Here is a 20430-nt window from a genome sequence, read left to right as displayed (position 1 = left end):
CGGGCAGTCGGTGCAAGCGGTGAGAACGGCGGCGGGCTTCGGCGAGCTGCTGCGGCTACGGCGCGAGCGGGTCGGGCTGACCCAGCAGTGCCTGGCCGATCACGCGACCCTGAGCGTGCGGGCCATCCGGGACATGGAGAGCGGCCGGGTGCGCAGGCCCCGCAACGAGACGGTCCGGCTGCTGGCGGACGCGCTGCGGCTGGAGGGCCGCAGCCGCACGGACTTCGAGGAGGCCGCCCGCCGGCACCCGCTCGCCGACGACGCGCCGGCCGCACCGGCCGCGCCGCCGGTGGCACGCGGGGCGATCGTCGGGCGGGAGATGGAGGCCCAGGTACTGGCCGACGCCTTCGCGGTGCACGGCGACCGGCTGGTCTCCCTGGTCGGGCTCGGCGGCGTCGGCAAGACCCGGCTCGCCCTGGAGGTGGCCGGCCGGCTCCACCTGGCCGCCCGCTGGTCGGTGCGGTGGGTGGACTGCGGCGGGGGCCCGCACCCCTGGCGCGGGCTGCTGGACGACATCGTCCGGGACCTCGGCAACCAGCCCGCCCTGCTGGTGCTGGACGGCGCCGACGGCGGGGTGGACGCCGGCCGGCTGGACGAGCTGTTCCACCACTGCCCGGGGCTGCGGGTGCTGATCACCGCCCGGGAGGCCCGCCCGCTCCCCGGCGGTCAGGTCATCCCGCTCGCGCCGCTGCCCGTCCCGGAGCCGGAGCTGGACGCCGATCCGGAGGCGCTGGCGCAGGTCGGCGCCGTCCGACTGCTGCTCTCGCACCTGAGCAGGCTGCGGCCCGGCTACACCCTGGAGCCCTCCGAGGCGCCCGCCGTCGCGGAACTCTGCCGCCACCTGGACGGCCTGCCGGGTGCGCTGGAGCGCGCGGCCGGGTGGGCGCTGGTGCAGTCCACGTCCCAGCTGGTGGCCCGGTTGACGGCCGTCCCGTTCACGCTGGCGGCCCCGCCGGTGGTGTTCGGGGCGCGCGGTGACGTGCGGGACGAGGTGGAACCGGCGATCCGGCGGCTGACCGACCGCCAGCGCGACCTGCTGGAGGTGCTGGTGGACGAGCCGGGGGACTGGTCGGGGGAGGACGCGGTGGTCCGCAGCGGCTGGTCGCTGCAGACCTGCCTGGAGACGGTGCACGAACTGCTCTCGCGCGGCCTGATCCGCAGCGTGCCCGCCCGCGACGGCGTGCGCTTCACGGTGCTCAACCTGTGCCGGCGCCTCGTCCGGGAGGAACCGGGATTCCGGCTCGCACCGTCCGGGGAGCTCCCGCTGCTGGCCGCCGCGGTCTGACCGGCGGCAGGCCGAACGGCCGACCGTGCCCACCGGCCGCGCCCGCCTGCCCGCCCGGGGCCGGCCGGCCGTGCCGGCGGCGCTTCCGCCGGCGCCGGTTCTGCCGCTTCTTGCCGCCTGACCTGCCGCCCGACCTGCCGCTTGCCGGGCCCGATCGTTCCTAACGTTCTCCCCGGGGCCGGGGCCGCCGCGGAACACGCGCCGGAGTTCCCGGACCGCCGGCCGGGGCGTCGGCGGCACGCCATCGACGATCTCTACCGATGAGGGCTGAGTTGTGGAGCACGGAAATGCCGAACAGACCGGGCTGGACGTCGTCGTGACGACGATGGCCTCGGACTCGCACACCTGGAACCTGGTCTTCCTGCAGTTGCTGCTGGAGGAACTGGGCCACCGGGTGACGAACCTGGGCGCCTGCGTCCCGGACGGGCTGCTGCTCGCCGAGTGCCGCCGGATCGAACCGGACCTGATCGTCATCAGCAGCGTCAACGGCCACGGCCACCAGGAGGGCCTCAGGGTGATCCCGGCCCTGCGGGCCTGCCCGGAGCTGCGGACCACCCCGACCGTCATCGGCGGCAAGCTCGGCATCGCCGGAGCCGACGACCCCGACCGCGAACGGACCCTGCTGGAGGCCGGATTCGACGCGGTCTTCGAGGAGGGCGGCTCGGTGGCCGGGTTCCGCGAGTTCGTCGGCGGGCTGCGCTCCCGGGTCCTGCTGTGACGAGCTTCGGAGGGTTCGTGGCGCAGGCCGCGGAGGCCGGCGCCCTGGTCGTCCAGCCCCGGATGGGGATGGCGGAGGCGTCCCGGATGCGGGTGGGCCTGCTCGCCACCCGGGGGGCGGCCGCCGTCACCGTCGGCACCATCACCCTGGACAGCTACACCCGCACCGGCGACCTCGACGCGGCGCGGCGCGCCCTGGCGGCCGGGGCGGGCCTCAACGGCTACCCGATCGCCACCCATCCGGTCGAGGTCACCCGGGCGGTGCTGCACGGGGTGGCGGACGCGGGCTTCCCGGTGCAGGTGCGGCACGGCTCGGCCGCGCCGGAGCGGATCGTCGAGGCGCTGCTGGCCGTCGGCCTGGACGCCACCGAGGGCGGGCCCGTCTCCTACTGCCTGCCGTACGGCCGGACCCCGCTCCACAAGGCCGTGTCCAACTGGCAGCGCAGCTGCGAACTCCTGGCCTCGGTGCGGGAGTTCGGTGCGGATCCGCACCTGGAGACCTTCGGCGGCTGCATGATGGGCCAGCTCTGCCCGCCCTCCCTGCTGATCGCCATCAGCGTGCTGGAGGCACTGTTCTTCCGCCAGCACGGCCTGCGCAGCATCTCGCTCAGCTACGCCCAGCAGGCCGACGCGCGCCAGGACGAGGAGGCGCTGGCCGCCCTCGGCCGGATCTCGGGCGAGCTGCTCCCGGACGTCGACCGGCACCTCGTGGTCTACGCCTACATGGGCGTCTACCCGCGCTCGCCCGGCGGCGCGCGGCTGCTGCTGGAGGACGCGGCGCGGCTCGCCGTGCGCGGCGGCGCCGCCAGACTGATCGTCAAGACCACGGCGGAGGCACACCGCATCCCGACCGTCGCCGAGAACGTCCGGGCGCTGGAGACGGCCGCGGCGGCGGCCGCCGCCGAGCGCGACCGCCCGCGGCCCGCCGCGCTGCCGGACACCGGCATCGAGGCCGAGGCCAGGGCGCTGATCGGCGCGGTGCTCGACCTCGACGCCGACCTCGGGCGGGCCCTGGTCCGGGCGTTCGCCGCCGGCTACCTGGACGTGCCCTACTGCCTGCACCCCGACAACGCCGGGCGGGCACGCAGCTCGCTGGGCCCGGACGGGCGGTTGTACTGGTCCGCCGTCGGCTCGATGCCGATCGCCGGGCTCGTCGAGGGCGGCCGCCCGCCGATCCTCGGCTCGGCCGGACTCCTGACCGCCCTCTCCCACGTCCAGCGGAGCTACGACGGCCGGGCCGGGGACGCCTCCGAGCCGGCCGCCGCCCGCAGCGTTCCGGCCGCGCGCTGAGCCGACCGGCGGCGCGCCCCCGTCCACCGCTCACCACGGCCCGTCCACGGCCCGCACCCCCCGGGCGCGCCGTGCCGGGCCTCCCATCACCCAGCACCCGCACGCCCACCGACCCCCGCGAGAAGAGGACCCCGACCATGCCCGACGCCACGCCCCTGCCCCCGACCGACCCGGGCCGGCACCTGACCGCGCCGACCACCCGGAGCGCGCTCCGCGTCCAGCAGCAACTGCTGGCCTCCGCCCGCGAGTTCCTGCGCGGCCGCGGCTTCACCGAGCTGCTGCCGCCGATCATCGGCCCGGTCACCGACCCCGGTGCGCGCGGCTCCAAGCAGGTGGACATCGACTTCTACGGCCACCGCTACAAGCTGATGACCAGCGCGATCCTGTACAAGCAGGCCTCGCTGCTCGCCTTCGACAAGATCTTCTGCATCGCCCCGAACGTCCGGCTGGAACCGCTGGAGACCGCCGGGACGAACCGGCACCTGGCCGAGTTCCACCAGCTCGACGTGGAGGTCGCCGGCGCGAGCCGGGACGAGGTCGTCCAGCTGGCCGAGGAGCTGGTGGTGCACATGGTGGACGGCGCGGTGCGCGAGCTGCCCAAGGAGTTCGCCGAACTCGGCCGCGACCCGCAGGCGTTCGCCGAGCTCCTGCAGGGCTCCTTCGGCCGGCTCCGGCACGCGGAGGCCGTCGAGGAACTGCGCGGGATCGGGCACCCGCAGAGCGCCGAGGCCGAACTCGACTGGGAGGGCGAGGCCCTGCTGTCGGCCCGGCGGGACCGGCCGTTCTTCGTCACCGACTACCCGAAGGGCTCACGGGGCTTCTACGACCGGGAGCACCCGGACGACCCGGGCCTGCTGCGCAACTTCGACCTGCTCGCGCCGGAGGGCTACGGCGAGCTGTGCAGCGGCAGCCAGCGCACCAACGACTACGCGGAGATCATCACCCGGATGCGGGAGACCGGTGAGAACCCGCAGAAGTACCGCTGGTACCTGGACCTGGTGCGCGAGGGCGTGCCGGCCAGCGCCGGCTTCGGCATCGGCGTCGAGCGGTTCACCCGCTACGTCGCCGGGCTGGACGCCGTCTGGCAGGCCAGCGCCTTCCCCAAGGTCGCCGGGGTGGTGTCGCCGTGACCGCGCCGAGCGAGGCCCTCGCCGAGCCGGGCGGGCGAACGCCCGCCCCTGCCGGGCAGCCCACCCCCGCCGGTCCGGGCGGCGTGGACACCGAGCGGGACCTCAGCGCACCGGGGTTCCCGGAGCAGGAGGTCCGGCGCCGGGCCCGGGCCGGGGCGGCCGCCGCCTTCCCGCCCGCCGAGGACTACGGCCGGGTGCTGTTCGGCGCCGGCCGGCCCGGGCCGGCGGACGGGGCGGCGGCGGAGCCCGACGCACTGGACGCGCTGCGGATCGTCCCGCCGCTGTTCCTGCCGAAGCGGCTCGCCAAGCTGATCGACCTCGGCCGGGAGCCGGACTACCGGGACGTCGAACTCGCCACCCCCATCGGCGGGTTCGCCTCCTCCCTGCCGGTCTACGTCTCCGCGACGGGCTCCACCCGGGCCGCCGGCGGCGACGTCGGGCTGGCGCTGAGCCGGCAGGCCGGGGCGCTCGGGATCCCGATGGTGATCGGCGAGAACGTGGTGCCGGTCAACGGCTACGGCCGGCTCGGCGAGGCGGCCGACCGCACGCTGCTCGGCCGGCTGCGCGCCTACGCCGAGGAACTCCCGGACGGGCTCGGCGGCGTGGCCGTCCAGCAGAGCACCGAGGACGCCGACGCCGAGGTGTGGAACCTCGTGCACAGCGATCCGGCCGCGCTGCCGCTGCTGGAGTCCGGCCGGCTGGCCTTCGAGCTGAAGGTCGGCCAGGGCGCGAAGCCGGGCCTGGGCGGAATGACCGTGCTCGACGCCGCGGCCGCCGCGGCGCTCGGCGACCGCTTCGGGCTGGACCCGTTGTTCGGCGACGGCCGGGTGCTGCGCTCGGCGACCCCCGGCACCTTCACCGCGGAGATCCTGCGCCAGCAGATCCGGCTGATGCGCAACAACTACCCCCGGGTGCGGATCTGGGTGAAGCTCTACCCCGGCCGGGACGTGGCCGAGGCCGCCCGGGTGGCGCACGAGGCCGGGGCGGACGCCGTCGTGGTGGACGGTGCGGAGGGCGGCACGGGCTGGGCGCCCGGGGTGTTCCTGCCGCACGTCGGGCTGCCGCTCGCGGAGTGCCTGCGCCGGCTGGCCCCCGCGCCGCCGCCCTCCCTGCTGGTCTCCGGGCGGATCTGGGAGGGCGCCCGGGCGGTCAAGAGCCTGGCGCTGGGGGCCCGCGCGGTGGGCCTCGGGCGTGCGGCGCTGATCGCCGTCGCGGAGGACCGGGAATCCGGGCTCCACCGTTTCGCGGAATGCCTGGCGCTGGAACTCCGACTGCTGATCAGTGCGCTCGGGAAATACGCCCCGGAGGACCTGGACCGGGATGACGTGTGGTCCCCCGCGGATTTCCCGGGAACCCCGAGCCGGTAGTTCCTGCCGTACGTCCTGCCTGTTCGGGAGGCGGCACCAGGAAACTGCCGATTTCCCTCCGCTCATTCTGCCGATAGGGTCACGACATTCCCCCTATCGTCGTTCTCGTCGCCGAACATTCTCACGATCTGGGGTGGATGATGTCCTCACGCGGATTCCCTGCCGAATTCACCGCACACGAACTCGCGGACGGTGGACCGGCGGAAGCCGGATTCACGGAGACCGGATTCACGGAGACCGGATTCACGGAGACCGGGTTCGCGGAAGCCGGATTCGCGCCCTTCGCCGCCGCCGTCCGGCGCTTCCCGGAGCGGCCGGCCGTCCGGACCGGCGGCCGGACGATCAGCTACCGGGAGCTGGACGGCCTGATCGCCGCCCTCGCGGCCCGGCTCGCCCCCGGGCGGACGGTCGCCGTCTCCGGCCGGGACCGGCTGGACCACGTGGTCGGGCTGCTGGCGGTCCTGCGGGCCGGCGGCACCTACCTGCCGCTGGACCGGAAGGCCCCGGAGGACCGCAACCGCTGGATCGCCGAGGACGCCGGCGCCTCGCTCGTCCTCGACGGCGAGGAGCCGACCGGGCGCGCCGGGGCCGGTGAGGCGTCCGGGCCCGGGCGCCCGGCGGCGGGCGGCGCCGGCTACGTCATCTACACCTCCGGCACCACCGGCCGCCCCAAGGGCGTGCACGTGCCGCTCGCCGCGCTGACCGGCCACCTGGCGGCCGTGGTCGACACCTTCGGGCTCACCGAGCGCGACGTCGTCCTGCAGTTCGCCCGCCCGACCGTGGACGTGGCCGTGGAGCAGGTGCTCGGCGCGCTGTCCGTCGGCGCCTGCCTGGTCCTCCCGGAGGACGGGCTGCTCGCCCCGGCCGCGCTGGCCGACCTGCTGGACTCCGAGGGCGTCACCGTCGCCAACCTGGCCGCCGGCTACTTCGGCGACGTGGTCGCGGCCCTCGGGGGCCGGGCGCCGCGCACCCTGCGGCTGATGATCTCGGGCAGCGACAAGCTGGAGCCCGCGACCGCCGCCGCCTGGTGGGATGCGACGGGGGTGCCGCTGCTGAACGCGTACGGGCCGACCGAGACGGTCGTCACCGCCACCACCCACCGGCTGGCGGGAGAGGAGCCGCAGGCCCTGGTCCCGATCGGTGACGCGGTCGGCGCGCGCCGGCTGTACGTCCTGGACGAGCGGCTGCGGCCCGTGCCGCCCGGCACGGCCGGCGAACTGTACGTCGGCGGGCCGCTGCTGGCCTCCGGCTACCTGGGGCGCCCCGGCCTCACCGCCGAGCGCTTCGTCGCCGACCCGTTCGCGGCGGCCGTCGCGCAGGAGCCCGTGGAGCCGCCCGCCGGAGCACCCGCCGACGCCGCCGCCGGCCGCGCCGGCGCCCGGATGTACCGCACCGGGGACCTGGTGCGCCGCACCGCCGAGGACGGGCCGCTGGAGTTCCTCGGGCGCAGCGACCACCAGGTGAAGATCCGCGGCTTCCGGGTCGAGCCCGGTGAGATCGAGCAGGTGCTGGCCGGGCACCCCGGCGTCACCGGCAGCGTCGTGGTGGCGCACGAGGGCCGGCTGGCCGCCTACGCGACCGGCGAGGTGCCGGGGTACGCCGAGCTCCGCGCCTGGCTGGCCGAGCGGCTGCCCGAGCACATGGTCCCGGCGACGGTCACCGCGCTGGAGGCGTTCCCGCTGACGGCCGGTGGCAAGGTCGACCGCGGGGCGCTGCCGGAGCCGCAGGCCGTGCCCGAGGGCAAGCCGGTCGGCCGGCCGCCGCGCACCCCCGCCGAGCAGCTGATCGCGGCGGTCTGGGCGGACGTGCTCGGCGTGCCCGAGGTGGGCGCCGACGACAACTTCTTCCACCTGGGCGGCGATTCGCTGACCGCCGTGCGGGTGGTCGGCCGGGTCTTCGACGTCTTCGGCATGGTGTCGCCGTACACCATCTTCGACGCTCCGACGCTGGCCGAGTTCGCCGCCGCGGTGAGCTCCGCGGCCGGCGGCGAGCGCCCGGCGCTGGAGCGCTCGGGCGCCACCGAGGCCCCGCTGTCCAAGTTCCAGCGCGGCCTCTGGTTCCTCGACCAGTGGAACCCGGACGCCCCGACCTACGTGGTGCCCTGGGTGTTCCGCTTCTCGGGGCCGGTCGATCCCGAGCTGCTGCGGCGGGCGCTGGAGGGGGTGGTGGCGCGGCACGAGAGCCTGCGGACGACCTTCGAGCTCGCCGAGGACGGCCCGCGCCAGGTCGTCCACCCGGCGGTGGAGCTGCCGTTCACGCTCACCGAGACCACCGCGGACCGGGTGGACGACCTGGTCGCCGAGGCCGCCCTGGAACCCTTCGACCTCGCGCGGGGCCCGCTGCTGCGGGCCCGGGTCTTCCGCGCGGACGGCGCGACGACCCTGCTGCTGCTCCTCCACCACATCGTCTGGGACGAGGGCTCGCTGCCCGTCCTGGAGGCCGAACTCCAGGAGCTGTACGCCGCCCTGGCCGAGGACCGGCCCGCCGAGCTCCCGGACCTCGCCGTCCAGTACGGCGACTACGCGGCCTGGCAGTACCGGGACGACATCGCGGAACGCCAGCTCGACTACTGGCGGGAGACCCTGCGCGACGCGCCGACCGCCCCGGCGCTGGTGCCGGACCACCCCCGGCCCGAGGAACAGGCCTTCCGCGGCGCCTTCCACCGGTTCACCATGCCGGGCCCGGTGGCCGAGTCCGTCCGGGCGCTCGCCCGGAGCGAGGACGCCACCCCGTTCATGGTGCTGCTCGCCGGGCTGGCCCTCACCCTGCAACGCCGCTCCGGGCAGCGCGACCTGGTGCTCGGCTCGCCGGTGAACGTCCGCGGCCGGGCCGAACTCGACGGCCTGATCGGCTACTTCGTCAACCTGCTGCCGCTGCGGCTGACCGTCGAGGAGGGCGTCTCCTTCCGTGAGCTGGTCCGGCACGTGCGGGAGGTGTCGATCGGCGGCTACCGCCACCAGGAGGTGCCCTTCGACGACATCGCCAACGCGGTGCTCGACGAGCGCCCCGAGGACCGCAACCCGCTCTGCCAGGTGCTGCTGGAGCTGCACCCGCTGGACTCCCGGCCGTTCACGGTCGGCGGGCACGCCGTGACCCGCGCCCTGCACTCCAACCCGGTCTCCCGCTTCGACCTGTCGGTCTCGGTGGACGACCGCGGCACCGGGTTCACCGGCCGCTTCGAGTACGACAGCGACCTCTTCGACGCCGCCACCATGGCCGGCCTGTGCGAGGAGTGGCTGGGCACCCTGGCCGCCGCCGTCGAGGTGCCGGTGCACGCCCTGTTCGAGGCGCAGGCCGCCCGCGCGCCCCGGGCCACCGCCCTGGTCTGCGGCGAACGGACCGTCACCTACGGCGAGTTGAACGCCTCGGCGAACCGGCTGGCCCGTCACCTGGCGGGCCGGGGCATCGGCCGCGGCGACACCGTCGCGGTGCTGGCCGAGCGCGGACCGGACCTCGTCACGGGGCTGCTCGCCGCGCTCAAGACCGGCGCCGCCTACACCCTGCTCGACCCGGACTTCCCGGCCGAGCGGCTGGCCGGCGCGGTCGCCGACACGAGCGCCGCCACGGTGATCACCCACCGGAACGGACCGGTGCCGTTCGCCGTGCCGAACCGGGTCGACCTGGACGCCTCGGCCGCCGAACTGGCCCGGTACGCCCCGCACGACCTCGGCCTGCCGGTGGACGGCGCCGACCTCGCCTGCGTGATGTTCACCTCCGGCTCCACCGGACGCCCCAAGGCGACGGCCGTCCCGCACCGCGCCCTCACCACCACCTACCTCGGCCAGGACTACGCCCGCTTCGGGCCGGACGAGGTCTGGCTGCAGTGCTCGCCGGTCTCCTGGGACGCCTTCGCGCTGGAGCTCTACGGCGCGCTCTGCTTCGGCGCCGTCTGCGTCCTGCAGCCCGGGCAGCGGCCGGAGCCGCAGACCATCGCCGAACTGACCCGCCGCCACGGCGTCACCCAGCTCCAGCTCTCCGCGAGCCTGTTCAACTTCCTGCTGGAGGAGTTCCCGGAGACCTACGACGGCCTCGGGCTCGCCATCACGGCCGGTGAGCGGGCCTCCGTCACCCACGTGGCCAAGGCCCTGGAGAACCACCCGGGCCTGGCGGTCGCCAACGGCTACGGCCCGGTCGAGAGCCTCGGCCTGACCACCTGCCACCAGGTCGGCCCGGAGGACGTCACCGGCGCCTCCGTCCCGATCGGCAGAGCGCTGAACGGCAAGGGCGTCCTCGTCCTGGACGAACTGCTGCGCCCGGTCGAGCCCGGGGTGACCGGCGAACTGTACGCCTCTGGCGGCGGACTCGCGTACGGCTACCTCGGCCGGCCCGGCCTGACCGCGGAGCGCTTCGTCGCCTCCCCGTTCGGCGCCCCCGGCGAACGCCTCTACCGCACCGGCGACCTCGGCCACGTCGGCGCCGACGGCCTGCTGGAGGTCACCGGCCGGATCGACGACCAGGTCAAGATCCGCGGCTTCCGGGTCGAGCCGGGCGAGATCGAGGACGCGCTCACCCGCCACCCGGCCGTCCGGGAGGCCGCCGTCACCGTCCACGAGCCCGCCCCGGGCGACCGCCGCCTCGCCGCCTACGTCACCGTCGGCGCCGACGCGCCCGGCCCGGACGCCCTGCTCGACCACCTGGCCGGCCTGCTGCCCGAGCACATGGTGCCCGCCACCCTCGACGTCCTGGACGCGCTGCCGCTCAACCACAACGGGAAGGTGGACCGACGGGCGCTGCCCGCCCCCGCCGGGCGCCGGGCCGCCGCCACCGAGCCGCTGACCGGGGCCGAACGGCTGGTCGCCGACGCGATGCGCGAGGTGCTCGACCTCGCCGAGGTGGGCCGGGAGGACAACTTCTTCCGGATCGGCGGCAACTCGCTGGCCGCCGTCCGGGTCGCGATGCGGCTGTCCCGGGAGACCGGCACCCGCGTCCCCCCGCAACTGGTGTTCCGGGCCCGGACCGTGAGCGCCATCGCCGAACGCCTGGCCGCCCGATGACGGGCCGGACCGCACACGAAGGGAACGAGGCCGTGAGCCCGTCCGACCACCCGGAGCGCACCGCGCCCGTCTCGGGGCTGCAGCGCGGCCTCTGGTTCCTCGACCGCCTCGACCCGCAGGCCGTCACCTACTGCACCCCCTGGACGGTGGACGTCACCGGCCCGCTCGACCTGCCGCTGCTCCAGGGCGCGCTGGACGCCGTGGTGGCCCGGCAGGAGGCGCTGCGCACCACCTTCGCGCTGCACCCCGACGGGCCGCGCCAGCAGGTGCACCCCGCCCTCGCCGTCCCGCTCGCGGTGACCGACCTGCGGGCCGCCGGCCCGCGGCAGGCCGAGCACCTGGAGGAGCTGCTCGCGGCCCGCTGCGCCGAGCCCTTCGACCTGGCCACCGGCCCGCTGCTGCGCGCCGAGGCCTTCCGGCTCGCCGACGAGCGCACCACGCTGCTGTTCACCGTGCACCACATCGTCTGGGACGGCTGGTCGGCGGAGGTCTTCGGGCGCGAGCTGGCCGAGCTGTACGGCGCCGCCGTGGCGGGCCGGGAGGCCGTGCTGCCGGAGCTGACCGTGCAGTGCGCCGACCACGCCGAGGAGCTGCTCGGCACCTCGTACGAGGAGCACCTGACCCACTGGAAGGAGCAGCTGGACGGCGCGCCCCCGCTGCTGGAACTGCCCACCGACCGGCCCCGTCCGGCGGAGCGCGGCGCGGCCGGACGGACCGAGGCGTTCGGCCTCGCCCCCGGCACGGCGGCCCGGGTGCGCGCCCTGGCCGAGGAGGAGGGCGTCACCCCGTTCACCGTCCAGCTGGCCGCCTTCGCCCTGCTGCTGAACCGCTGGACCGGCGCCGACGACCTGGTCATCGGCACCCCGGTCACCACCCGCGACCGCCCCGAACTGGAGCACCTGCTCGGCTACTTCGTCAACCTGCTGCCGCTGCGCCTGCGGCTCGCGCCGGCGATGGGCTTCCGCAGCCTGCTGGAGCACGTCCAGGACGTCGCCTTCGAGGCCTACGGCTACCTCGACGTGCCCTTCGACCAGCTGGTCGACCACCTCGGCGCCCCCCGCAGCGCACAGCACCCGCCGCTGGTCCAGGTGGTGTTCGGGGCCCACAGCGAGGACCGCACCCCGCTCGCGCTCGGCCCGGCCACCGCCGAGACCCGGGTGCGTTCCAACGGCACCAGCAAGTTCGACCTCACCTGGTCCGTCTTCGACGGCGGCGACGCCGACGGCGGTGACGGCGAGCTGCGCGGGGAGGCCGAGTACCGCAGCGAGCTGTTCGACCCGGAGACCGTCCGGCGCCTCGCCACCGAGTTCGACGCCCTGCTCACCGTGGCCCTGGACGAACCCGACGCCACCGTGCTGCGGCTGACCACCCGCGGCGCCGACGCCCCCCGGGCCACCGACACCCCCGGCCACTGCCTGCACCACCTGTTCGAACGGGCCGCCGACGCCCACCCCGACCGGCCCGCCGTCAGCGACCCCGACCGCACCCTCGACTACGCCGAGCTCGACCGCCGGGCCAACCGCCTGGCGCACGCCCTGCGCGCCCGCGGGGCCGGCCCCGGCGACCGGATCGGCATGCTGCTGGACCGCACCGCCGACGTCCTGGTCACCGTCCTCGGCGTGCTGAAGACCGGCGCCGCGTACGTGCCCGTCGACCTGGCCGCCCCGGCCGGCCGCGCCGCGCTGGTCTTCGACGACGCGGACGTCACCCTCGTCGTCACCGACCGACCGGACCGCGTGCCGGAGGGCCCCTGGCAGGCCTACGACCTGACCGCCGAGGCCGCCGACCTGGCCGCCCGGCCGGACACCCGCCCGCCCGCCGCCGGCCGCCCCGGCGACGTCGCCTACATCATCTTCACCTCCGGCTCCACCGGCCGCCCCAAGGGCGTCGCCGTCGCCCACGAGCACGTCAGCCGCCTCATGGCGGACGGCGCGGAGCACTTCGGGTTCGGCCCGGAGGAGACCTGGACGCTCTTCCACAGCTACGCCTTCGACTGGACGGTCTGGGAGATGTGGGGCGCCCTGCTGCACGGCGCCCGCCTGGTCGTCGTCCCCTACGTGACCAGCCGCTCGCCCGAGGAGTTCGCCCAGCTGCTGGAGGAGGAGCGGGTCTCCTTCCTCTGCCTCACCCCCTCGGCGCTGCGCCAGCTGGAGCCCGTGCTGCGCCGCAGCCCGCGCGACCTGTCCGCACTGAAGTGGATCATGCTCGGCGGGGAGGCCCTGGACCCGGCCGTCGTCCAGCGCTGGTTCGAACTCGACCCGCCCCCGCCGGCCCGGCTCTGCAACCTGTACGGCATCACCGAGACCACCGTCCACGTCACCACCCACGACCTGGCCGGCAGCACCGGCTTCGAGCGCAGCCTGATCGGCGCGCCCATGCCGCACCTGACCGCGCAGGTCCTCGACGACTGGCTGCGGCCGGCGCCGCCCGGCGCCGCCGGCGAGCTGTACATCGGCGGCGGCAGCCTCGCCCACGGCTACTGGGGCCGCCCCGGCCTCACCGCCGGCCGCTTCGTCGCCGACCCGTACGGCCCGCCCGGGGCCCGGCTCTACCGCACCGGAGACGTCGCCCGCCGACTGCCCGACGGCGGACTCGAGTACATCGGGCGCGCCGACTTCCAGGTCAAGCTGCGCGGCTTCCGGATCGAGCTCGGCGAGATCGAGAACGCGCTCGCCGCCCACCCGGACGTCGACGCCTGCGTCGTCACCGTGCACGAGGACCGGCTCGCCGCGTACGTCACCGGGCGCGAGCCCGCCGACGTCCGCGCCTTCCTCGGCCGCACCCTGCCGCCGTACATGGTCCCGGCGAGCTACACCGTGCTGGAGTCGCTGCCGCTCACCGTCAACGGCAAGGTGGACCGCGGCGCGCTGCCCGCCCCCGGCCAGCGCAGCACCGCCGCCGGCGGCCACCACGTCGAGCCGCGCACCCCGGAGGAGGAGGCCTTCGCCGCCGTCTGGACGGAGGTCCTCGGCGTGGACGGCATCGGCGTCCACGACGACTTCTTCCACCTCGGCGGCGACTCCATCCGGGCCGTCCAGCTCGCCGGCGCGCTGCACGAGCGCGGCTGGGGGGTCACCCTGCGGGACGTCTTCAACGCCCCCACCGTCGCCGCCCTGCTGCCCCTGGCGCAGCCCGTCGAGGAGGACGCGGACGCCCGCGAGCCGTTCGCCCTGCTCACCCCGGAGGACCGCGCCGACCTGCCGCCCGGGCTCGCCGACGCCTACCCGATGGTGTCCATGCAGCTCTCCATGGTCTTCCACATGGAGATCGCCGGCGGCACCGACAGCTACCACAACGTCAACTCCTACCGGATCTCCGGCCACCTCGACGAACAGGCCTTCCGCCGCTCCGTCGCCGAGGCCATGGAACGCCACGCGGTGCTGCGCACCGGCCTCGACCTGTCCGGCTACGGCGAACCCCTGCAGCTCGTCCACGGCCGGCTGCCCGCCCCCGTCGACTTCGCCGACCTGCGCGGCGAACCCGACCAGGACGCGGCCGTCCGGGAGGTCTTCGACACCCACCGCCGGACCCCCTTCGACCTCACCGCCCCGCCGCTGTTCCGGATCACCGTGCAGCGCCTCGCCGAGGACGCCTTCCAGCTCACCGTCTCCGAGCACCACGCCATCCTGGACGGCTGGAGCTTCACCTCCCTGCTCACCGAGATCCTGGAACGCCACACCGCCCTCGCCGCCGACCCGCTCGGCGCCCCCACCCCGCCGCCGCGCACCGCCTTCCGCGACTTCGTGGCCGTCGAACGGCGGGCCGCCGGGGACGAGCAGTCGCTCGCCTACTGGCGCGACCGGCTCGCCGGCGCCAGCGGCCAGCTGTTCCCCGGCAGCGAGGACGTGCACGAGGCGCCGCGCACCGTCGAACGGGTCCTGCCCGAGGCGCCCGACCAGCTGCGGGAGGTCGCCGACGCGCTGGCCGTGCCGATCAAGTCGGTCGCGCTCGCCGCCCACCTGCACGCCCTCGCCGCCATGACCGGTCGGCGGCGCGTCACCACCGGCCTCGCCGTCAACGGCCGGCTGGAGCGGCTCGGCGGCACCGAGGTGTACGGGCTGTTCCTCAACACCGTCCCGCTCAGCTGCGAGCCCACCGACGACCTGCTGGCCCTGGCCCGCGAGGTGCACCGGGAGGAGCTCGACATGATGCCGCACCGACGGGTGCCCTTCGCCCGCCTGGCCCGGCTGATGACCGACACCGCGCTGGACAGCCAGTTCGGCTACCTGCGCTTCCACGCCCTGGGCCGGCTCAGCTCGGCCCGCATCGTGGACGGCCGGATCGGCTGCGAGCCGACCCTGCGCCACGAGCCCAACAGCTTCGCCTTCGGCGCCTCGCTGATCCAGGACCCGGTCTCGCAGCGCGTGCTGCTCGCCGTCGACCACCAGCGGTCCCTGGTCACCGACACCGCCGCCGAGCAGTTCATCGACGCCTACACGGCAGCCCTGCACACCATGGCCACCGCGGCCCGAGAGTCCTGAGGAACCGTCATGACCGACCTGCTGCACCGCCTGCGCACCGCCGTCGCCGCCCACCCCGCGCGCATCGCCGTCCTCGCCCCCGCGGGGGAGACCGGCACCGCCAGCCTGGACTTCGCCGCCCTCGACCGTCGCACCGCCGCCCTGGCCCGCGCCCTGCGCGGGCTCGGCGTCGGCCGCGGCGACCGGGTCGGCGTCCACCTCCGCCGCACCGCCGACCTGCCGGTCGCGCTGCTCGCCGTCTGGCGGGCCGGCGCCGCCTACGTCCCGCTCGACCCGGCCTACCCGGCCGAGCGCCTCGCCTTCATGGCCTCCGACGCCCGGCTCGCCGCCCTGATCAGCGCCGACGGCCTCCCGGCCGCCCAGGGCGTGCCGGTGCTGCACCCCGACGCCGCCGCCGAGGACGGCCCCGAGCCGACCGCCGACGACCTCCCCGGGCAGGTGAACCCGCTCGACCCGGCGTACGTCATCTACACCTCCGGCTCCACCGGCCGCCCCAAGGGCGTCGAGGTGTCCCGCGGCGCCGTCGCGGCCCTGGTGACCGCGCTGGAGGCCGCCGGCGCCTACCGCGCCGAGCCCGGCGTGGTCGGCTGGAACGCCAGCGTCTCCTTCGACGCCTCCGTCCAGCAGTGGGCCCGGATCTGCCGCGGCGACACCGTCCTGGTCATCGGCGACGAGCAGCGCGCCGACCCGGCCAGGACGGCCGCCCTGCTCGCCGAGCACGGCGTCACCGACCTCGACCTCACCCCCTCGCACTGGGAGCTGCTGCGCGAGCCGCTCGGCGGCGCCCGGGTGCCGCGGCTGTTCATGGGCGGCGAGGCCGTCCCCGAGCGCACCTGGCGCGAACTGGCCGACGGCGGCATCGACGCGCTCAACCTGTACGGGCCCACCGAGTGCACCGTCGACGCCGTCACCGCGCCGATCAGCGGCCCCGGCCCGCACCTCGGCGAGCCGCTGCCGGGCGTGCGCCTGCACCTGCTCGACGAGAAGCTCGCCCCGGTCGCCGACGGCGTCGTCGGCGAGGTCTACCTGGCCGGGCCCGGGCTCGCCCACGGCTACCTCGGCCGGCCCGGCCTGACCGCCGAACGCTTCGTCGCCTGCCCGTTCGCCGACCCGTCCGACGAACCCGGCTCCCGCATGTACCGCACCGGGGACCAGGCCCGGCGCGGCGAGGGCGGCCGGCTGGAGTACGTCGGCCGGGTGGACCGCCAGGTCAAGGTGCGCGGCTACCGGATCGAGCTCGGCGAGGTCGAGCACGCCCTGGCCGGGCTGGACGGCGTCCGGGCCGCCGCCGTCACCGTGCACGAGCCCGCCCCCGGCGACCGCAGGCTCGCCGGCTACGTCACCGGCGCCGTCACCGCCGCCGAGCTCACCGAGCGGCTGCGGGCCACCGTGCCGGCCCACCTGGTGCCCTCGGTGATCACCGTGCTGGACGCCATGCCGCTCACCCCGAACGGCAAGGTCGACCTCGTGGCGCTGCCCGCCCCCGCGGCCGCCGCCGCGGAGCCGTCCGCCGCCGATGCCGGGGCCGAGGGGGCCGGGGGACTGGCGGAGCAGGTCGCCGAGGTCTGGAGCACCGTGCTCGGCGTGAGCGGCGTCCTGCCCACCGACGACTTCTTCTCCCTCGGCGGGCACTCCCTCGCCGCGCTGCGGGTCGTCCACCTGCTGCGCCGCCGGCTCGGCATCGAGCTCCAGCTGCGCCACCTGCTCGACTCGGCCGACCTGGCCGCCTTCACCGCCACCGTCGGGCGGGCCGTCGAGGCCGGCACCGCCGCGCCCCGCCCGGCCCTGACCGCCCGGGCCCGGTGAGCGGCGCATGACCACCGCCACGCGGGTGCGACCCCGCGTCGAGGGGGACTGGCTGTTCGTCCCCGCGCCCCAGCCCCGGCCCGCGTTCCGGCTGTTCTGCTTCCCGCACGCCGGGGGGGACGCCACCGCCTACACCCCGCTCGCCCGCGCCCTCGCCCCGGCCGCGGAGGTCTGGGCGCTGCGCCCGCCCGCCCGCGGCGGCCGCTTCGGCCACCCGATGCCGGCGAGCTTCGACCTCCTGGTCGACGAGGTCGTGGAGGCCCTCACCCCGCACCTGACCGGTCGGTTCGGCTTCTACGGGCAGAGCTTCGGCGCCCTGCTCGGCTACGAGGTCGCCCGGGCGCTGCCCGCCGAGCGGCGGCCCGAACTGGTCATCGCGGCCTCCGCCTCGCCGCCCGCCACCTGGACCGGCCGGGACCGCCCCCAGCACACCGCCGACGACCTGCTGCGCCTCGCCGGGATGGGCGAACTCGTCCAGAGCGAGGCGGAGTTGAAGGAACACGCGCTGCACGGCATCCGCACCGACCTCGCCGTGGTCGCCACCTACCGGCCCCGCCCGCACCCCCCGATCGGCTCCGACCTGCACACCGTCATCGGCGCCGACGACCCGATGCTCGGAGCCGCCCGGCTGGAGGGCTGGGCGGAGCACACCCGCGGCGGCTCCGGCCACCACGTCGTCCCCGGCGGACACCTGCTCGCCACCGTCGACGGGCCCGGCCCGGTCGACCTGCTGACCTCCCTCATCGCGCGGCGCGGCGCCGCCCACCAGCCCACCACGGAGTACTCATGCTGACCACCACCGCGATCGACCTCACCGACCCGGACCTCTGGGCCCGCCCCGACACCCCCGAGCTGGTCGCGGAGCTGCGCAGCGAGGCGGCCGTCCACCGCACCGACACCGTCGACGACGGGCCGGTCTGGTCGGTGCTCTCGTACAAGCACTCCGCCGAGGTGCTGCGCAACGCCGCCCTCTACAGCTCCGAACAGGGCTCGCTGCTCGGCGCCGGCGAGGGCAACGTGCCGGTCGGCTCCGGCCGGATGATGGCCCTCACCGACCCGCCCCGGCACCGCGAACTGCGCGCCCCCGCCAACCCGTTCTTCGCCCCCGGCCCGGTGCGCGGCGCGGCCCGCGGCATCACCGACCTCGCCGCCTCGATCGTCGACCGGGCCGTCGAGCTGGGCGAGGTGGACCTCGTCGACGCCGTCTCCGCCCTGCCGCTGTCCGTCATGTGCGACCTGCTGGACGTCCCCGAGGGCGACCGGGAGATGGTCGAACGGGTCTGCGACGTCGCCTTCCTCGGCCGCACCCCCGAGGAGCGCCGGGCCGGCCACCAGCAGCTCATCCCGTACCTGCTGCACCAGGTGATGCTGCGCCGCACCGACCCGCGCGACGACCTGATCAGCAAGATGGCCACCTACCGGGTCGGCGGCCGGCTGCTGCCGATCGAGGACGTCGTCCTCAACCTGGACAACATCGTGGTCGGCGGCGTGCAGACCGTCCGCCACACCGCCGCCATGGGGCTGCACACGCTCGTCCAGCACCCGGACCTGTGGCGGCGGCTGCAGCGCGGCGAGGTCGGCATGGACACCGCCCTGGACGAACTGCTGCGCTGGACCTCGGTCGGGCTGCACACCCTACGCACCGCCAGCCGGGACACCGAACTCGACGGCCGCACCATCCGCCGCGGCGACCGCGTCGCGGTCTGGGTGTGGTCCGCCAACCGGGACCCGGAGGCCTTCGACCGGCCCGAGGAGATCCTGCTCGACCGCGCCCCCAACAAGCACCTCGCGCTCGGCCTCGGCGCCCACTACTGCATCGGCGCGCCGCTGGCCAAGGCCGAACTCGGCGCCCTGTTCACCGCGATGCTCGACCGCGTGGCCACGATCGAGCCGACCGGCCCGGTCACCCACAACCGCTCGATCATCAACTTCGGCCTGGACCACTTCCCGGTCCGGCTCACCCCGCGCTGAGCCCGGCCCGCGCCCGCGCCCGACCCCGGCCCGCGCCGGCCGGTCCCGCCCGGGCGGTCGTCCCGCACCGGCCGAACTGCCCAGTTCCTGCCTCGACTCCTGCCCTTCCGTCCCCCGCCCCGGCCATACCTTCGAAGCAACCCAAGGAGGACACCATGAGCAACCCGTTCGAGGACGACAACGCCGGCTACCTGGTGCTGGCCAACCACGAGGACCAGCACTCCCTGTGGCCCGTCTGGATCGACGTCCCGGCCGGCTGGACCACCGTCCACGGCGAGGACACCCGCCAGGGCTGCCTCGACTACATCGAGGCCAACTGGACCGACATCAGGCCCGCCAGCCTGACCGCCTCCCTCGCCGGTCAGTGAGCGCCACCATGCCGACCTGGGAACTGAACCCCGGCCGCCCGGCCCTCGCCCACGCGCCGCGCACCGCGGACCTCGGCGAGGCCTGCGAGTGGCTGCGCGAGAACGAGGCGGGCCTCACCGAGGCCCTGCACCGGCACGGCACGATCTTCCTGCGCGGCCTGCCGGTCGCGAGCACCGAGGACGTCGCCGCCGTGCGCGACGTCCTCATCCCCGAGCGCACCCCGTACCGGGAGAAGGCCACCCCGCGCAGCGACTACGGCAACGGCGTCTTCTCCTCCACCGACCTGCCGCCGGCCCAGCCGATCCGGATGCACAACGAGAACAGCTACACCCTCACCTTCCCCGGCCGGCTGCTCTTCGCCTGCCTGGTCGCCCCGGAGGAGGGCGGGGCCACCCCGACCGCCGACTGCCGCCGGGTGCTCGACGAGCTGCCCGCGCACCTCGTCGAGCGGATGCGGGCCTCCGGCTGGACGCTCACCCGCAACTACTCCGACTACGTCTCGCTCGGCTGGCGCACCGCCTTCGCCACCGAGGACCGGTCCGAGGTCGAGGCCTACTGCCGGGAGAACGGCATCACCTGCGAGTGGCTGCCGGACGGCAACCTGCGCACCCGGCAGCTGCGCCCCGGCACCATCCGCCACCCGGCCACCGACGAGGAGGTCTGGTTCAACCACCTCGCGTTCTGGAACGAGTGGTCGCTCGACCCGGACATCCGCGAGGCGATGACCGACGAGTTCGGACCGGACGGCTTCCCGTTCAACACCGGCTTCGGTGACGGCGAACCGCTCGGACGCGCCGACGTCGACGCCCTCAACGAGGCCTACCACGCGGCGACCGTGCGCGAACGCTGGCAGGTCGGCGACGTGATGCTGGTCGACAACGTGCTCTGTGCCCACGGCCGCGACCCGTACCGCGGCGACCGCAGGATCGCCGTCTCGATGGGGCAGCCCGTCGACGTCCTGGACTGCCGGCCCAGTGTCCGGCCCGTCCTCGCCGACGCCTGACCCCTCCGAACACCCCG

Annotated in this window: 12 protein-coding genes; all 12 read left to right on the top strand. The window is 75.5% G+C overall.

Annotated features, from left to right (window positions below):
* Positions 1 to 19: 19 nt before the first annotated feature.
* The 12 genes from ACFYUY_RS09490 (at position 20) to ACFYUY_RS09435 (ending at position 20413) form a co-directional block, all read left to right on the top strand.
* Entirely contained in the window at positions 20 to 1285 is a 1266-nt protein-coding gene (locus tag ACFYUY_RS09490; RefSeq protein ID WP_387899657.1) for a helix-turn-helix domain-containing protein, read from the top strand.
* A 325-nt stretch (positions 1286 to 1610) separates the two neighbouring features.
* Positions 1611 to 2003, top strand: a complete 393-nt coding sequence (locus ACFYUY_RS09485) for a cobalamin B12-binding domain-containing protein (protein WP_387900015.1) — start codon at positions 1611 to 1613, stop codon at positions 2001 to 2003.
* Entirely contained in the window at positions 2000 to 3292 is a 1293-nt protein-coding gene (locus tag ACFYUY_RS09480) for a methylaspartate mutase (RefSeq protein WP_387899655.1), read from the top strand. The genes ACFYUY_RS09485 and ACFYUY_RS09480 overlap by 4 nt, the downstream gene beginning before the upstream one ends.
* Positions 3293 to 3429: 137 nt before the next feature.
* Entirely contained in the window at positions 3430 to 4422 is a 993-nt protein-coding gene (locus ACFYUY_RS09475) for an asparagine synthetase A (RefSeq protein WP_387899653.1), read from the top strand.
* An 83-nt stretch (positions 4423 to 4505) separates the two neighbouring features.
* Entirely contained in the window at positions 4506 to 5789 is a 1284-nt protein-coding gene (locus ACFYUY_RS09470; protein WP_387900013.1) for a glutamate synthase-related protein, read from the top strand.
* 137 nt (positions 5790 to 5926) lie between these two features.
* Positions 5927 to 10783 (top strand): amino acid adenylation domain-containing protein, encoded by a 4857-nt coding sequence (locus tag ACFYUY_RS09465; RefSeq protein WP_387899651.1) that lies wholly within the window; start codon positions 5927 to 5929, stop codon positions 10781 to 10783.
* A 32-nt stretch (positions 10784 to 10815) separates the two neighbouring features.
* Entirely contained in the window at positions 10816 to 15264 is a 4449-nt protein-coding gene (locus tag ACFYUY_RS09460) for an amino acid adenylation domain-containing protein (RefSeq protein ID WP_387899649.1), read from the top strand.
* Positions 15265 to 15273: 9 nt separating this feature from the next.
* Positions 15274 to 17070: a non-ribosomal peptide synthetase gene (locus tag ACFYUY_RS09455; RefSeq protein ID WP_387899648.1), complete on the top strand. Its 1797-nt coding sequence runs from the start codon at positions 15274 to 15276 to the stop codon at positions 17068 to 17070.
* A 7-nt stretch (positions 17071 to 17077) separates the two neighbouring features.
* A complete protein-coding gene (locus ACFYUY_RS09450) occupies positions 17078 to 17863 on the top strand; it encodes a thioesterase II family protein (protein ID WP_387899646.1) in 786 nt (261 codons plus the stop codon).
* On the top strand, positions 17857 to 19041 hold the full coding sequence (locus ACFYUY_RS09445; RefSeq protein ID WP_387899644.1) for a cytochrome P450: 1185 nt from the start codon (positions 17857 to 17859) through the stop codon (positions 19039 to 19041). Before ACFYUY_RS09450 ends, ACFYUY_RS09445 begins: the two co-directional genes overlap by 7 nt.
* Before the next feature lie 155 nt (positions 19042 to 19196).
* Complete coding sequence (locus ACFYUY_RS09440; RefSeq protein WP_360211033.1) at positions 19197 to 19409, top strand: MbtH family protein; 213 nt, start codon at positions 19197 to 19199, stop codon at positions 19407 to 19409.
* Positions 19410 to 19417: 8 nt separating this feature from the next.
* On the top strand, positions 19418 to 20413 hold the full coding sequence (locus ACFYUY_RS09435) for a TauD/TfdA family dioxygenase (protein ID WP_360211031.1): 996 nt from the start codon (positions 19418 to 19420) through the stop codon (positions 20411 to 20413).
* Positions 20414 to 20430 lie beyond the last annotated feature (17 nt).

The sequence above is a fragment of the Kitasatospora sp. NPDC004745 genome, assembly GCF_042873275.1.
GTDB lineage: Bacteria > Actinomycetota > Actinomycetes > Streptomycetales > Streptomycetaceae > Kitasatospora.
The sequence above is the reverse complement of the archived record's forward strand: the minus strand, read 5'-3'. Positions and strand labels throughout refer to the sequence as shown.

What these genes read in the sequence shown, in the direction of transcription:
- ACFYUY_RS09485 (WP_387900015.1), top strand. Translation starts at nt 1,611, where the DNA reads ATGGCCTCGGACTCGCACACCTGGAACCTGGTCTTCCTGCAGTTGCTG.
- ACFYUY_RS09475 (WP_387899653.1), top strand. Translation starts at nt 3,430, where the DNA reads ATGCCCGACGCCACGCCCCTGCCCCCGACCGACCCGGGCCGGCACCTG.
- ACFYUY_RS09465 (WP_387899651.1), top strand. Translation starts at nt 5,927, where the DNA reads ATGATGTCCTCACGCGGATTCCCTGCCGAATTCACCGCACACGAACTC.
- ACFYUY_RS09455 (WP_387899648.1), top strand. Translation starts at nt 15,274, where the DNA reads ATGACCGACCTGCTGCACCGCCTGCGCACCGCCGTCGCCGCCCACCCC.
- ACFYUY_RS09450 (WP_387899646.1), top strand. Translation starts at nt 17,078, where the DNA reads ATGACCACCGCCACGCGGGTGCGACCCCGCGTCGAGGGGGACTGGCTG.
- ACFYUY_RS09445 (WP_387899644.1), top strand. Translation starts at nt 17,857, where the DNA reads ATGCTGACCACCACCGCGATCGACCTCACCGACCCGGACCTCTGGGCC.
- ACFYUY_RS09440 (WP_360211033.1), top strand. Translation starts at nt 19,197, where the DNA reads ATGAGCAACCCGTTCGAGGACGACAACGCCGGCTACCTGGTGCTGGCC.
- ACFYUY_RS09435 (WP_360211031.1), top strand. Translation starts at nt 19,418, where the DNA reads ATGCCGACCTGGGAACTGAACCCCGGCCGCCCGGCCCTCGCCCACGCG.